Here is a 13,366-nt window from a genome sequence, read left to right on the forward strand (position 1 = left end):
TGACCCTACTGTCCCAGCGGGAGTACGTCTGCGTCGAAGCACGTCCGGTCACCGGTGTGACAGGCGGCACCCGTCTGGTCGACCTTGACGAGAACGGTGTCGGCGTCGCAGTCGAGGGCGACGGACTTGACCACCTGGATGTGGCCCGAGGTGTCGCCCTTGACCCAGTACTCCTGGCGGCTGCGCGACCAGTAGGTGCAGCGGCCGGTGGTCAGGGTGCGGTGCAGGGCCTCGTCGTCCATCCAGCCGAGCATGAGCACCTCGCCGGTGTCGTACTGCTGGGCGATGGCCGGGACCAGTCCGTCGGCACCGCGCTTGAGGCGGGCGGCGATGGCGGGGTCCAGGCTGCTGGCGGGCGGGGTGCTGGGCGCGGGCATGCTGGTCATGGGTCCCATTCTGCCGTGGTCGCGAGGGCGGTTCCGTGAGACGTCCACTGGGCGGACCGCGGGGCCCGGTCGTACGCTGGCGAGCATGTCGACCCATGCGAAGCGCGAACGACTTCTGCTTGCCGACCTGTTGGAGGCGGCGGGCCCCGAAGCCGCCACCCTGTGCCAGGGCTGGACGGCCCGGGACCTGGCGGCCCATGTCGTGGTGCGCGAGCGCCGACCGGACGCGGCGGCCGGGGTGCTGCTGGGCCCGCTGAAGAACCGGCTCGAACGGGTGCAGGCCGAGTTCGCCGAGAAGCCGTACGAGGAACTCATCCAGCTGATCCGCACGGGGCCGCCCCGGATGTCGCCGTTCGGGCTGAAGCAGGTGGACGAGGCGGCCAACACGGTGGAGTTCTACATCCACGCCGAGGATGTGCGCCGGGCGCAGCCCGACTGGTCGCAGCGGGAGCTGGACCCGGTCTTCGCCGATGCGCTCTGGTCGCGCATGGAGAAGGCGGCGCGGCTGATGGGGCGCAAGGCGCCGGTGGGTCTTGTGCTGCGCCGCCCGGACGGGCAGACCGCGGTGGCGCACAAGGGCACTCCGGTGGTGACCGTCACCGGCGAGCCGGGCGAACTTCTGCTGTACGCGTCCGGGCGGCAGGACGCGGCCCGGGTGGAGGTCGAGGGCGACAAGGAGGCGGTGGCCCGGCTGCGGACGGCGGAGCTCGGCATGTAGGACGACGGGGCGTGGTCGGCGGCGTGCCGTACGCGCGACCCGCCGCCCGATGTCAGTGCGGCAGTTCGGCGCGGCGCAGTCGGGTGAAGGCCAGACCGGCCGTCGCCCCGGCCACGCACACCACTGCACTGGTGACGAAGACCGGGCCCGTCCCCCAGGCGGCGACGGCGGCTCCTGTGACCGGGTAGCTGAGCGGGGCGATCGCGTGGGTGAAGAGCGTCGAGACCGAGGTGACCCGGCCCAGGTAGGCAGGGTCGGTGACGGTCTGGATCAGGGCGCCGCACAGGGCGCCGCCGAGTCCGGCGAAGAGCCCGACGCAGAAGGCGACCGCGGCGGCGAGGCCCACCGAGGGGGCAAAGGCCAGGACGGCTGTGGCGAGTGCGCCGACCAGTGCCGTCAGGCACATGACGAGACCGGCCCGTGGCACCCGGCCGCGCACCGCGAGGAGCAGCGCCGACGCACCGGCTCCGATCCCGAACGCGGCGACGATCCAGCCCATGCCGGACGCCCCCCAGCCGCGCTGCCCGGCAAGCAGGACCAGGCCGAGGTTGAACGGCCCGGTGAAGCCCAGCTCGCTGAGGGCCACGACGAGCATGAGCGGTCCGAGCACCGGGTGGCGGCGGATGTGGCGCAGCCCGTCGGTCAGGTCGTGCCAGGCGGTGCCGGACGGTTCACCGGCTTCCGCTGCGGGCAGCGGGCTGATCCGCAGGGCAAGGAGCAACGGCAGCGACACGGCGAAGAGCACCCCGGCCGCGGCGAACGCGAGGGTCGGGCCGCCGAAAGCCACTGCGGCGCCACCGAGCGGGGCTCCGACGACGTTGGCGGCACGGGAGGCGAGTCCGCGCAGTCCCTGGACGCGGGCCAGTTGTCCGGCGGCGGTGATCCGGGGCGGCAGGGCGCCGACGGCGGGCAGGAAGAGCGCGTCGACCACACCGAAGACGAGCGCGACGGCGACCAGCATCCACACGGCGGGCGAGGTGAACAGCAGCGCGCCCGCCAGGCCCAGCACGACCAGACAGCGGGCGGCGTCGCTGCCGATGACGACGCGGCGCGGGCCGAGCCGGTCGGCGAGCACTCCCCCGCCGAGCATCAGCAGGGCCCGGGGTATGGAGCCGACGGCGAGGACGAGCCCGGCCTGGGTGGCGCTGCCGGTGCGGGCGGCGGACCAGGCGAGCGCCATGTAGTAGACGCTGTCGCCGATCATCGACGCGGCGTAGGCGCCGAGCCAGCGCAGGACGTTGCCGTCGCGGTGGGCTGGGCGTTCGGGTGCTTTCGTGGCCGTGACGGTGACGGTCATGAGGGTCGTCCTCCCGGGGCGGCGACTCAGGTGCGGAACGGGAATGCGTACAGGTGCATGGCGACGTTCTCGCGGCCTTCCGTGTCTCCGGCCTCGTCGCGGGCGCGGCCGAGTTCTTCGTACCGGTCGATCAGTTCGTGCACCTCACGGCTGAGCGCGGCGAGTTCGTCGGCGGTGAGCCGGGCCAGGTACTCGGAGCCGGAGGCGGCGCTGCGCCACTCCAGTGACCAACTCTGGGCCGAGTCGATGTAGTTGCGGTACAGCTCGACGTGCTGGTCGAACGAGAGCCGACCGATGGCGGTGTGCGTGGCGACCTTCTCGGGCGCGTCACTGAAATCCTCGGCATGGACGTTCAGCCCCTTCGAGGCCGGCTGCCACCAGCGCTCGCGGCCGTCCTTGCCCTGCTGCTCGGCCTCCTCGATCAGGCCGTGGTCGGCGAGCTTGCGCAGGTGGTAACTGACCAGCGAGACCGCCTCGTCAACCTGCTCGGCGAGCTGGGAGGCGGTGGCCGTACGGGAGATGTAGAGCGCCCGGTAGAGCTTCATCCGCAGGGGGTGCCCGAACGCCTTCAGGGTCTCCAGGTCGGAGATCCGGCGAGATTCGTTGCTTGCCATGCCCTCACCGTAGACAGGAAAGAAAACTTGCACAATCTTTTTTGTGCAATAAAACTTGCGGAATCTCGGATACCGCCCTGATGCCGTGAGGGGACGGCCCGCAAAACGTCGATCGCCGGACGGGCCACAACGGCTCGTCCGGCGATCGACGGAGTACTGCGGTCAGCGGACCGGGTGTCCGGCCTCCCTGAGAGCACCCTTGACCTCGGAGATCCGCAGATCGCCGAAGTGGAAGACGGACGCGGCGAGCACCGCGTCGGCGCCTGCCACGATGGCCGGTGCGAAGTGCGCGAGACGGCCCGCGCCGCCGGAGGCGATGACGGGGACGGTGACATGAGTGCGGACCGCCGCGATCATCTCGGTGTCGTAGCCGTCCTTCGTGCCGTCGGCGTCCATCGAGTTGAGCAGGATCTCGCCCGCGCCCAGCTCGGCGGCCCGGTGCGCCCACTCGACGGCGTCGATGCCGGTGCCCTTGCGGCCGCCGTGCGTGGTGACCTCGAAGGTGCCCGCGGGGGTACGCCGGGCGTCCACGGACAGGACGAGGACCTGTCGGCCGAACCGCTCGGCGATCTCCCGGATGAGGTCCGGGCGGGCGATCGCCGCGGTGTTGACGCCGACCTTGTCGGCGCCGGCCCTCAGCAGTTTGTCGACGTCCTCGGCGGTACGGACACCGCCGCCGACGGTGAGCGGGATGAAAACCTGCTCCGCGGTGCGGCGCACCACGTCGTAGGTCGTCTCCCGGTCGCCGCTGGACGCGGTGATGTCGAGGAAGGTCAGCTCGTCGGCGCCCTCGGCGTCGTACAGCTTGGCCATCTCGACGGGGTCACCCGCGTCGCGCAGGTTCTGGAAGTTGACACCCTTGACGACCCGGCCGTTGTCGACGTCCAGGCACGGGATGACTCGTACCGCGAGACTCATTGCGCACCTTCCCGGTAGGCCTCGATCTCGACCTCGACGACCAGGCTGGGGTCGACGAAACCGGAGACGATGATCATGGAAGCGGCGGGGCGGACGTCGTCGAACAGCTCCTTGTGGGCGCGGCCGACCTCGTCCACGTCCCGGGCGTGCGTGATGTACATCCGGGTACGGACGACGTCCTCGCGACCCAGCCCCACTTGCTTCAGTGCGTCGAAGGCGACGTTGAAGGCAACGACGGCCTGCTCGTACGGGCCGCCCGCGGAGATCTGTCCGTTGACGACCGACGTGCAGCCGGCGACCAGGACCAGCCCGTTCGGCAGCTGCACCGCGCGGGAGTAGCCGAACTTGTCCTCCCAGGGTGCGCCGGAGGAGATGCGGTTGACGGAATCGGTCATCCGGAGACCACCTGCAGCGCCTCTTCGAGGGTGAACGCCTTCGCGTACAGCGCCTTGCCGACGATCGCGCCCTCGACACCGTCCGGCACGAGCGAGGCGATCGCCCGCAGGTCGTCCAGCGAGGAGACGCCGCCGGAGGCGACGACCGGCTTGTCGGTGGCCGCGCAGACGTTCTTCAGGAGCTCCAGGTTGGGGCCCTGGAGCGTGCCGTCCTTGGCGATGTCGGTGACGACGTAGCGGGCACAGCCCTCGGAGTCGAGGCGGGCGAGGGTCTCGTAGAGGTCGCCGCCGTCGCGGGTCCAGCCGCGGCCGCGGAGCGTCGTACCGCGGACGTCGAGGCCGACGGCGATCTTGTCGCCGTGCTCGGCGATGACCTTGGCGACCCACTCGGGGGTCTCCAGGGCGGCGGTACCGAGGTTGACCCGGGTGCAGCCGGTGGCGAGGGCGGCGGCGAGCGAGGCGTCGTCACGGATGCCGCCGGACAGCTCGACCTTGATGTCCATGGAGCGGGCGACCTCGGCGATCTGCGCCCGGTTGTCACCGGTGCCGAACGCGGCGTCCAGGTCGACGAGATGCAGCCACTCGGCGCCCGCCTTCTGCCAGGCGAGAGCGGCCTGCAGGGGGTCGCCGTACGAGGTCTCGGAGCCGGACTCGCCGTGCACGAGGCGGACGGCCTGGCCGTCGCGGACGTCGACGGCGGGGAGGAGCTCAAGCTTGGTGGACATCAGAGTGTTCCGATCCAGTTGGTCAGCAGCTGGGCGCCGGCATCGCCGGACTTCTCGGGGTGGAACTGGGTGGCCCACAGGGCGCCGTTCTCCACGGCGGCGACGAACGGCTCACCGTGGGTGGCCCAGGTGACCCGGGGGGCCCTGATCCTGGCGTTCGTGACTTCGAGGCTCCAGTCGTGCACCGCGTACGAGTGCACGAAGTAGAACCGGGCCTCGGGGTCGAGACCGGCGAAGAGCTCGGAGTCCTCGGGGGACCGCACGGTGTTCCAGCCCATGTGCGGGACGACCGGGGCCTTCAGCGGGGCGACGGTGCCGGGCCACTCGTCGAGGCCCTCCGTCTCCACGCCGTGCTCGATCCCGCGCTCGAAGAGGATCTGCATGCCGACGCAGATGCCCATCACCGGTCGGCCTCCGGAGAGCCTGCGGCCGATGACCCAGTCGCCGCGGGCCTTCTTCAGCCCCTCCATGCAGGCGGAGAACGCGCCGACGCCGGGCACCAGCAGCCCGTCGGCGTTCATCGCCCGGTCGAAGTCGCGTGTGATCTCGACGTCCGCGCCGACGTGGGCGAGGGCGCGCTCGGCGGAACGGACGTTGCCGAAGCCGTAGTCGAAGACGACGACCTTCTTCTTCTCACTCACAGGTCGCTCCCTCAGTCCCAGAGTCCCTGGATCCGCATGACACCTGCGACCAGGCACATCACGGATGCGATCCCGAGCAGCACGATGACGCCCTTGGGCATCTTCTGCTTCGAGAAGGAGTAGACGCCGCCGGCCAGGAAGAGGCCGAGGACGATCAGAACGGTGTTGAGGCCGGTCACAGGGCTCCCTTCGTGGAAGGAAGAATTCCGGCGGCGCGCGGGTCGTGCTCACAGGCGTACCGCAGGGCGCGGGCGAGCGCCTTGAACTGGCACTCCACGATGTGGTGGGCGTTGCGGCCGTACGGGACGTGGACGTGCAGGGCGATCTGTGCCTGGGCGACGAAGGACTCCAGGATGTGCCGGGTCATCGTGGTGTCGTACGAGCCGATCATCGGCGCGATGTTCTCCGGCTCGGTGTGCACCAGGTAGGGGCGGCCGGAGAGGTCGACGGTGACCTGGGCGAGCGACTCGTCCAGCGGGACGGTGCAGTTGCCGAAGCGGTAGATGCCGACCTTGTCGCCGAGCGCCTGCTTGAAGGCGGCGCCGAGGGCCAGGGCGGTGTCCTCGATCGTGTGGTGCGTGTCGATGTGCAGGTCGCCCTCGGTCTTGACCGTGAGGTCGAAGAGGCCGTGGCGGCCGAGCTGGTCGAGCATGTGGTCGTAGAAGCCGACCCCGGTCGACACGTCGACCTTCCCGGTGCCGTCGAGGTTGACCTCGACGAGCACCGACGTCTCCTTGGTGGTGCGTTCCACGCGGCCTACGCGGGGGCTCATCCGTCGTGCTCCTTCTTGAGTTCGCGTACCGCATCGAGGAACGCGTCGTTCTCTGCCGGGGTTCCTGCGGAGACCCGCAGCCATCCCGGTACGCCGTTGTCCCGGACCAGGACGCCCCGGTCGAGGATCTGCTGCCAGGCGGTGTGGCTGTCGGCGAAGCGGCCGAACTGGACGAAGTTGGCGTCCGAGTCCGTCACGTCGAAGCCGAGGGCACGCAGTTCGGTGACGATCCGGTCGCGCTCGCTCTTGAGCTGCGCGACGTATCCGAGGAGCGTCTCGGTGTGCTCCAGGGCGGCGAGTGCCGTGGCCTGGGTGACGGAGGACAGGTGGTAGGGCAGCCGCACCAACTGGACGGCGTCCACGACGGCCGGGTCGGCGGCGAGATAGCCGAGGCGCAGTCCGGCGGCGCCGAACGCCTTCGACATGGTGCGCGAGAGCACCATGTTCGGCCGGCCCTCGATCAGCGGGAGGAGCGAGGGGTGGTGGCTGAATTCGCCGTACGCCTCGTCGACGACGACCATCGAGGGCCTGGCGGCCTGGGCGGCGTCGTACAGCGCGAGGACGGTGGCCGCGTCGACCGCGGTGCCCGTGGGGTTGTTGGGCGAGGTGATGAAGACGACGTCCGGGCACTGCTCGGCGATGGCCTCGCAGGCCGCGTCGACATCGATCGTGAAGTCGTCCTTGCGCGGTCCGGAGATCCAGCCCGTGCCGGTGCCGCGCGCGATGAGAGCGTGCATCGAGTACGAGGGCTCGAAGCCGATCGCGGTGCGTCCGGGGCCGCCGAAGGTCTGCAGCAACTGCTGCAGCACCTCGTTGGAGCCGTTGGCCGCCCAGACGTTGGCGAGACCGACCTCGTGCCCGGCGGTGCGGGTGAGATAGCGGGCCAGTTCGGTACGGAGCTCGACGGCGTCCCGGTCGGGGTAACGGTTGAGGTCGCGGGCGGCCTCGCGGACACGCTCGGCGATACGGTCGACGAGCGCCTCGGGGAGCGGGTACGGGTTCTCGTTGGTGTTCAGCCGTACGGCCACGTCGAGTTGGGGCGCACCGTACGGGGACTGACCACGGAGCTCGTCCCGGATCGGCAGGTCGTCGATACGGGTGGTGCTGCTGTTCGTCACTGCTGCGGAACCTTCCAGCCACTGTGCTCGTCCAGTTCGCCTTCGGCGAATCGGGCCCTGAGAGCGGCGCCGTGGGCGGGGAGGTCCTCCGCCTCGGCGAGGGCCACGACATGGTGGGTGACCTCGGCGAGCGCGTCGCGCGTGTAGTCGACGATGTGGATACCGCGCAGGAAGGACTGCACGGACAGGCCCGAGGAGTGGCAGGCGCAGCCACCGGTGGGCAGGACGTGGTTGGAGCCGGCGCAGTAGTCGCCGAGCGAGACCGGGGACCACGGGCCGACGAAGATCGCTCCGGCGTTGCGGACCCGGTCGGCGACGGCTGCGGCGTCGGCGGTCTGGATCTCCAGGTGCTCGGCGGCGTACGCGTCGACGACCTTGAGGCCGTCCTCCAGATCATTGACCAGGACGATCGCGGACTGACGGCCGGCCAGCGCGGGCTCGATCCGGTCGGTGATGTGCTTGGTCGCGGCGATCTGCGGCTTCAGCTCGGCCTCGGTGGCGGCGGCCAGTTCCTCGGAGTCGGTGACGAGGACGGCGGCGGCCATCGGGTCGTGCTCGGCCTGGCTGATCAGATCGGCGGCGACGTGCACCGGGTCGGCGGTGGAGTCGGCGAGGATCGCGATCTCGGTGGGTCCGGCCTCGGCGTCGATGCCGATGCGGCCCTTGAGGAGGCGCTTGGCGGCGGCGACATAGATGTTGCCGGGACCGGTGACGAGGTTCACCGGGAGACATTCGGCCGTTCCGTACGCAAACATCGCGATGGCCTGGGCGCCGCCGGCGGCGTACACCTCGTCGACGCCGAGCAGGGCGCAGGCGGCGAGGATGGTGGGGTGCGGCAGACCGCCGAACTCCTTCTGCGGCGGGGAGGCGACGGCGATGCCCTCGACACCCGCCTCCTGCGCCGGGACGACGTTCATGACCACGGACGACGGGTAGACGGAGCGCCCGCCCGGCACATACAGGCCGACGCGCTCGACGGGCACCCACTTCTCGGTCACGGTGCCGCCGGGGACGACCTGCGTGGTGTGCGTGGTGCGGCGCTGCTCGTGGTGGACGAGACGGGCGCGGCGGATCGACTCCTCCAGGGCGGCCCGTACGGCGGGGTCGAGCCGGTCCAGCGCCTCGGAGAGCGCCGCGGCCGGGACCCGGATCGAGTCGAGCCGTACGCCGTCGAATTTCTCCCCCCACTCGATCACTGCCGCTGAGCCACGATGGCGTACGTCCTCGCAGATGGGGCGCACCGTCTCCAGTGCGGCTTCCACGTCGAACTCGGCTCGGGGCAGCAGGTCGCGCAGGTCGCCGCCCTCGGGGAGGGCATCGCCGCGCAGATCGATTCGAGAGATCACACCCCAATTCTCTCAGACCGCCTCCGGCGGCAGTTCGCCCGTATCACTGGCTGATACATGACCCGGCCGTCACGGCCGACTACTCCCGGCCACTACTGACCGTCGGCGTTCACTCCGTCACCCAGAGGGAACACAGAGGGAATAACAGCTGCAAGCGGAAGGGGCCCCGGTGACCGAACCGCAGGACAGCGAGATCCCGGACAGCCTCAGCACGGCGGAACTGGGTATGTGGCGGGCGTTCCGGAACGGCAGCACCTACGATCTGCGCGCCCGCGACCCGATGCGGGACGACCCGTTCGCGCCGACGGTCTGGGGCGCCGAGCGCAGTGTGGACGCCCGTGTCGTCGCCCGGCTGCTGCTGAGCGGGCCGCCCGCCCGGCCCGGACGGGTCGCCGCGCTGAAGCTCCGGGGGATACGGATCACCGGGACGCTCGATCTCGCGGGCGGGCGTGTCGCTCCGTACGTGGAGCTGACCGGGTGCCGCTTCGAGGAGGAGGTGGTCCTGCCGGAGTGTCACTTCACGACGTTGCGGATGGTCGGCTGCGCGGTGCCCCGGCTGGAGGCGGCGCGGCTGCGCACCGAGGGCGATCTGCATCTGCCGCGCTGCCGAATCGAGCGCGGGATCCGGCTCACCGACGCCCATATCGGCACCGATCTGCTGCTCAACCAGATCGAGCTCGGGGCCGACCGGCAGGGCCGCGCGCTCGCCGCGGACGGTCTGACGGTCGCGCAGGACCTGCAGGCGGAGATGGTCGAGACGCGTGGCGAGCTGAGTCTGCGCGGCGCGAAGGTAGGCGGTTCGCTGAGTCTGCGCGGCAGCCGGCTGCGGGCGGGGCGTGGCCGGCGCGCACTGAACGCCCCGCAGCTGACGGTGGAGCGGACCTTGTACATGACCGAGGCATGGGTCAGTGTCGACACGGGGAACCTGGGCACCACTCCCCCCTTCGGCATCGTCATGGCCCAGGCCCAGGCCCCGGCACACGGCACCCGGGCGCAGGTCTTCGAGTGCCGCGGCGGAGTGCGGCTGGACGACGGGCGGTTCGGTGACGCGGTCGACCTGCACAAGGCCAGGTTCGTGCTGGCGCCCCGCGAGGAGCTGTCGCTGCGCCGGATCGTCGCCCCGGAGCTGCGGTTCAACGCGGAGCGCCCGGAGGAGGGCCGGGTCGTGCTCAACGGCGCGAAGGTCGTCACGCTGATCGACGTGTCGACCAGCTGGCCGGGGCCCGGCGGTCTCGCGATGGGCGGTTTCGTCTACGAGAACCTCGTCCCGTACGGGCACTTCCCGCTCTCCCGCCGCCTGGAGTGGCTGGCGGCGGCGACCCCCGAGTACGTACCCGAGCCGTACGAACGGCTGGCGACGGTGCTGCGCAACTGCGGGGAGGACGCGGACGCCCGCGAGGTGCTGCTCGCCAAGCAGCGGCGCCGGCGCGAGACGCTGCCGCCCGCCGCGAAGCTGTGGGGGATCCTGCAGGACTGGACGGTGGCGTACGGCTACCGGCCCGGGCGGGCGGCGGTGTGGATGGCGGTGCTGTGGGCGGCCGGGACGGTGGCCTTCTCGCAGTACGAACCGGCGGCGATCAAGCAGGACGAGCACCCGGAGTGGAACGCGGCGCTGTACGCGCTGGATCTGCTGGTGCCCGTGATCAACCTCGGACAGGACGGGTACTGGCGGATGGAGGGCGGCTGGCAGTGGGCGGCGGCCGCGCTGGTGCTGCTGGGGTGGATATTGGCCACGACGGTGGCGGCGGGCGCGTCGCGGCTGCTGCGCCGAGGCTGACCGGACACGGCCGGGGCGGGCGGCCCACCGGCCGCAGGCAAGGGCCCGGCGGACACGACGACGACCGGTCTCCCCCGACCGACCAGCACGGATACCGACCACCGGAGCAAAACAATCAAGCCAAATTCCACCTCATCCTTTACCCTTTATTGACCCTCCTCGAGGCAACCCTTGCACTCGGCACCAAAGCTTCACAGCGCCCCTCTGGCGCCGCCTCGACCAGCGTTTTTCAATGGCCTGCACCATGTCATTCCTTCGCGCCCTGCTCCGTACCGCGCGCATGATCCGGCACGCTCCCCAGCTGTCCGCCGGACTGCCCGCGGACGATGCGGTGCTGCTCGATGCCCCCGACGAGCGGCTCTCCCCCGCGCTCGTCGCCGCCGCCCTCGGGGACTACGAGCCGGCCGCAAAGCTCCTCGCCACCACCCGGGACGCCGCCGAGTGGGAGAATCGCGACCGTTACCTCGGCCGGCTCGCCACCTTCGCCCGCCACCGCGACAGCTGGCTGGCCGACTGGCTCGCCGCCGCCCCGCACGACCCGGACGCACTGCTCGTCAAGGCCGAACTGGCGGTCCGGCGGGCCTGGGAGTCGCCGGCCCGCGCCGAGCAGCTGCGCGACGTGGCACCACTGATCACCGCGGCGGCCGAGAGCGATCCCCGCGACCCGGTGCCCTGGCGGCTCGCACTCGACCACGCCCGCGGCACGCATGCCCCGCATGCCGCCTTCGAGGCGCTGTGGGAGCAGGCCGTCCGTCGCTCCTCGCACCACTACGGCTGCCATGTCGCGGCGCTGCAGTACCTGTCCGCCGCCTGGTACGGCTCGCACCGCGAATGCTTCGACTTCGCCGAACAGGCCGCGGAGGACTCGCTGCCCAGCTCACTGGTGCAGGCGCTGCCCGTGCGGGCCGCGTTCGCGCTTCTGGTCGCCGCCCCCGAGACACGGACCACATCGGTGCTGGAGGAGCGGATCGACAGGGCCGCGGATCTGGCGATCGCGCTGTCCGCCACGTATGAGCCGGGCGATCCGTGGCCGGCCGAGGTCCGCAATCTGCTGGCGTACGTGCTGGTCGTCCGGGACCGCTGGGACGAGGCGCTGGAACAGTTCCGGCTGATCGGGCCCCACGCGACGTCGTTCCCGTGGTCGCTGGTCTCCGACGATCCGCTCGGCCAGTTCCTGGACGCGCGGGACGGGGTACGCCTCCAGGTGGCATCCGGCATGCCTTTGCGGTACCGGGCCGACCACGGCGGGTCGCGCGGCCATTACGCTTGACCGTTGTGACCACCGCTCGTCTGCCCCTCTTCCCGCTGAACGCGGTGCTGTTCCCCGGCCTCGTGCTGCCGCTCAACGTCTTCGAGGAGCGCTATCGCGCCCTGATGCGCGAGCTGCTGAAGACCGATGAGGACGAACCGCGCCGCTTCGTGGTCGTCGCGATCCGCGACGGCCGCGAGATAGCGCCCACCGCCGCCGGAATGCCGGACGCCACCACGGCACCCTCCGCCACCGAGCGCGGTCCCGCGGACGGCTTCGGCCCCGATCCGATCCAGACGTTCCACCGGGTCGGCTGTGTCGCGGACGCGGCGAAGATCCGGGAACGCGCCGACGGCAGCTTCGAGGTCCTGGCGACCGGCACCACCCGGGTCAGGCTGCTCTCGGTCGACGCGGGCGGCCCCTACCTGACGGCCGAGGTCGAAGAGCTCGAAGAGGACACCGGCGACGAGGCGGGCGCGCTTGCCGAGGGCGTGCTGCGGGCGTTCCGCAGCTACCAGAAGCGACTGGCCGGAGCGAGCGAGCGTTCCCTGACGACGGGCGCGGAACTGCCGGACGAACCGTCGGTCGTCTCGTACCTGGTGGCCGCCGCCGCGGTCCTCGACATCCCGTCGAAGCAGCGACTGCTGCAGGCACCGGACACGGCGACGCGCCTGCGCGAGGAACTGACGCTCCTGCGCTCCGAGACGGCCGTCATCCGGCACCTGCCGTCCCTGCCCGCAGTCGACCTGACCAGGGCGCCGACCCACCCCAACTGATGCGAGGACCCTGCCCCGTGGCGAAGAAGCCGAAGAAGCACCAGCAGTCCGGCTCCGGCGGCACTCCGGCGACGGTCGCCCTGACCGCGGCGGGCACCCCTTTCACGACCCACGCGTACGAGCACGACCCGGCCTCCCCCTCGTACGGTGAGGAGGCGGCGGAAGCGCTGGGCGTCTCCCCCGACCGGGTCTTCAAGACCCTGGTGGCCGACGTGGACGGCACCCTGACCGTGGCGGTCGTCCCGGTGGCCGGCTCCCTGGACCTGAAGGCCCTGGCAGCGGCGGTCGGCGGCAAGCGGGCCGCGATGGCCGACCCGGCGGCGGCGGAACGCACGACGGGTTATGTCCGGGGCGGCATCTCCCCCCTGGGCCAGCGGAAGCGGCTGCCGACGGTACTGGACGAGTCGGCGCAGTCCCACGAGACGATCTGCGTATCGGCGGGCCGCCGCGGCCTAGAGGTGGAACTGGCCCCGAAGGATCTGGCTTCGCTGACGGGGGCGGTGTTCGCGGCCATCGGCCGGGCGTAGCGCAAGCGGCCCCGGGGCACTCACCCAGGGGCATTCGCAGCCCCTCTTCCAGCCCGTCCGGCGGCCGCGGACCGGGGCAGCGCCCCGGTTGCGGGAAGGGGCGGGGT

The 13,366-nt window shown here is 71.2% G+C and carries 16 protein-coding genes; 5 read left to right on the forward strand and 11 right to left on the reverse strand.

From position 1 onward, the window contains the following. Positions 1-5: 5 nt before the first annotated feature. Positions 6-386 (reverse strand): phosphoribosyl-AMP cyclohydrolase, encoded by a 381-nt coding sequence (gene hisI, locus ACFU6I_RS17505; RefSeq protein WP_266986735.1) that lies wholly within the window; start codon positions 384-386, stop codon positions 6-8. Between the two features lie 85 nt (positions 387-471). On the opposite strand from hisI, the gene ACFU6I_RS17510 reads away from it, so the two are divergent. After that, positions 472-1,104: a TIGR03085 family metal-binding protein gene (locus tag ACFU6I_RS17510; RefSeq protein WP_384033866.1), complete on the forward strand. Its 633-nt coding sequence runs from the start codon at positions 472-474 to the stop codon at positions 1,102-1,104. Positions 1,105-1,156: 52 nt separating this feature from the next. Here the strand turns inward: ACFU6I_RS17510 and ACFU6I_RS17515 are convergent, their stop codons facing one another. The 10 genes from ACFU6I_RS17515 to hisD all read right to left on the reverse strand — a co-directional run bounded on the left by ACFU6I_RS17515 (position 1,157) and on the right by hisD (position 8,930). Then, on the reverse strand, positions 1,157-2,401 hold the full coding sequence (locus ACFU6I_RS17515) for an MFS transporter (protein ID WP_384367068.1): 1,245 nt from the start codon (positions 2,399-2,401) through the stop codon (positions 1,157-1,159). Positions 2,402-2,427: 26 nt separating this feature from the next. Then, on the reverse strand, positions 2,428-3,015 hold the full coding sequence (locus tag ACFU6I_RS17520; RefSeq protein ID WP_384367071.1) for an ArsR/SmtB family transcription factor: 588 nt from the start codon (positions 3,013-3,015) through the stop codon (positions 2,428-2,430). 162 nt (positions 3,016-3,177) lie between these two features. Then, the gene (gene hisF, locus ACFU6I_RS17525) at positions 3,178-3,933 is read right to left on the reverse strand and encodes an imidazole glycerol phosphate synthase subunit HisF (RefSeq protein WP_384367074.1); all 756 of its coding nucleotides are present in this window, start codon (positions 3,931-3,933) and stop codon (positions 3,178-3,180) included. Then, positions 3,930-4,328 carry a RidA family protein gene (locus ACFU6I_RS17530; protein ID WP_384367077.1) on the reverse strand — a complete coding sequence of 133 codons (399 nt, stop codon included), beginning with the start codon at positions 4,326-4,328 and terminating at the stop codon, positions 3,930-3,932. The genes hisF and ACFU6I_RS17530 overlap by 4 nt, the downstream gene beginning before the upstream one ends. After that, positions 4,325-5,053 carry a bifunctional 1-(5-phosphoribosyl)-5-((5-phosphoribosylamino)methylideneamino)imidazole-4-carboxamide isomerase/phosphoribosylanthranilate isomerase PriA gene (gene priA, locus ACFU6I_RS17535; RefSeq protein ID WP_384367080.1) on the reverse strand — a complete coding sequence of 243 codons (729 nt, stop codon included), beginning with the start codon at positions 5,051-5,053 and terminating at the stop codon, positions 4,325-4,327. Before priA ends, ACFU6I_RS17530 begins: the two co-directional genes overlap by 4 nt. Further along, a complete protein-coding gene (gene hisH, locus ACFU6I_RS17540) occupies positions 5,053-5,694 on the reverse strand; it encodes an imidazole glycerol phosphate synthase subunit HisH (RefSeq protein WP_266986721.1) in 642 nt (213 codons plus the stop codon). The genes priA and hisH overlap by 1 nt, the downstream gene beginning before the upstream one ends. Before the next feature lie 11 nt (positions 5,695-5,705). Further along, positions 5,706-5,873, reverse strand: coding sequence for a hypothetical protein (locus tag ACFU6I_RS17545; RefSeq protein WP_266986719.1), 168 nt, complete (start codon positions 5,871-5,873; stop codon positions 5,706-5,708). Further along, positions 5,870-6,466: an imidazoleglycerol-phosphate dehydratase HisB gene (gene hisB / locus ACFU6I_RS17550; RefSeq protein WP_030919430.1), complete on the reverse strand. Its 597-nt coding sequence runs from the start codon at positions 6,464-6,466 to the stop codon at positions 5,870-5,872. The genes ACFU6I_RS17545 and hisB overlap by 4 nt, the downstream gene beginning before the upstream one ends. Then, positions 6,463-7,584 (reverse strand): histidinol-phosphate transaminase, encoded by a 1,122-nt coding sequence (locus ACFU6I_RS17555; RefSeq protein ID WP_384367083.1) that lies wholly within the window; start codon positions 7,582-7,584, stop codon positions 6,463-6,465. The genes hisB and ACFU6I_RS17555 overlap by 4 nt, the downstream gene beginning before the upstream one ends. Continuing rightward, positions 7,581-8,930: a histidinol dehydrogenase gene (gene hisD / locus ACFU6I_RS17560; protein ID WP_384367086.1), complete on the reverse strand. Its 1,350-nt coding sequence runs from the start codon at positions 8,928-8,930 to the stop codon at positions 7,581-7,583. Before hisD ends, ACFU6I_RS17555 begins: the two co-directional genes overlap by 4 nt. Before the next feature lie 169 nt (positions 8,931-9,099). Between hisD and ACFU6I_RS17565 the strand changes: the two genes are divergently transcribed. The 4 genes from ACFU6I_RS17565 to ybaK all read left to right on the forward strand — a co-directional run bounded on the left by ACFU6I_RS17565 (position 9,100) and on the right by ybaK (position 13,259). Continuing rightward, complete coding sequence (locus ACFU6I_RS17565; RefSeq protein WP_384367089.1) at positions 9,100-10,707, forward strand: oxidoreductase; 1,608 nt, start codon at positions 9,100-9,102, stop codon at positions 10,705-10,707. Between the two features lie 232 nt (positions 10,708-10,939). Beyond that, positions 10,940-11,977, forward strand: a complete 1,038-nt coding sequence (locus ACFU6I_RS17570; protein WP_384367092.1) for a hypothetical protein — start codon at positions 10,940-10,942, stop codon at positions 11,975-11,977. Positions 11,978-11,982: 5 nt separating this feature from the next. Then, positions 11,983-12,732, forward strand: a complete 750-nt coding sequence (locus ACFU6I_RS17575; protein WP_384367094.1) for an LON peptidase substrate-binding domain-containing protein — start codon at positions 11,983-11,985, stop codon at positions 12,730-12,732. Between the two features lie 17 nt (positions 12,733-12,749). Further along, complete coding sequence (gene ybaK / locus ACFU6I_RS17580; protein WP_376335824.1) at positions 12,750-13,259, forward strand: Cys-tRNA(Pro) deacylase; 510 nt, start codon at positions 12,750-12,752, stop codon at positions 13,257-13,259. Positions 13,260-13,366 lie beyond the last annotated feature (107 nt).

The organism is Streptomyces sp. NPDC057486 (assembly GCF_042802415.1).
GTDB lineage: Bacteria > Actinomycetota > Actinomycetes > Streptomycetales > Streptomycetaceae > Streptomyces > Streptomyces yanii.

Excerpts from the sequence above, each read along its gene's own strand:
- hisB (WP_030919430.1), bottom strand. The coding sequence starts at position 6,466 with ATGAGCCCCCGCGTAGGCCGCGTGGAACGCACCACCAAGGAGACGTCG.
- ACFU6I_RS17530 (WP_384367077.1), bottom strand. The coding sequence starts at position 4,328 with ATGACCGATTCCGTCAACCGCATCTCCTCCGGCGCACCCTGGGAGGAC.
- hisF (WP_384367074.1), bottom strand. The coding sequence starts at position 3,933 with ATGAGTCTCGCGGTACGAGTCATCCCGTGCCTGGACGTCGACAACGGC.
- ACFU6I_RS17520 (WP_384367071.1), bottom strand. The coding sequence starts at position 3,015 with ATGGCAAGCAACGAATCTCGCCGGATCTCCGACCTGGAGACCCTGAAG.
- ACFU6I_RS17510 (WP_384033866.1), top strand. The coding sequence starts at position 472 with ATGTCGACCCATGCGAAGCGCGAACGACTTCTGCTTGCCGACCTGTTG.
- ACFU6I_RS17515 (WP_384367068.1), bottom strand. The coding sequence starts at position 2,401 with ATGACCGTCACCGTCACGGCCACGAAAGCACCCGAACGCCCAGCCCAC.
- hisI (WP_266986735.1), bottom strand. The coding sequence starts at position 386 with ATGACCAGCATGCCCGCGCCCAGCACCCCGCCCGCCAGCAGCCTGGAC.
- ACFU6I_RS17570 (WP_384367092.1), top strand. The coding sequence starts at position 10,940 with ATGGCCTGCACCATGTCATTCCTTCGCGCCCTGCTCCGTACCGCGCGC.
- priA (WP_384367080.1), bottom strand. The coding sequence starts at position 5,053 with ATGTCCACCAAGCTTGAGCTCCTCCCCGCCGTCGACGTCCGCGACGGC.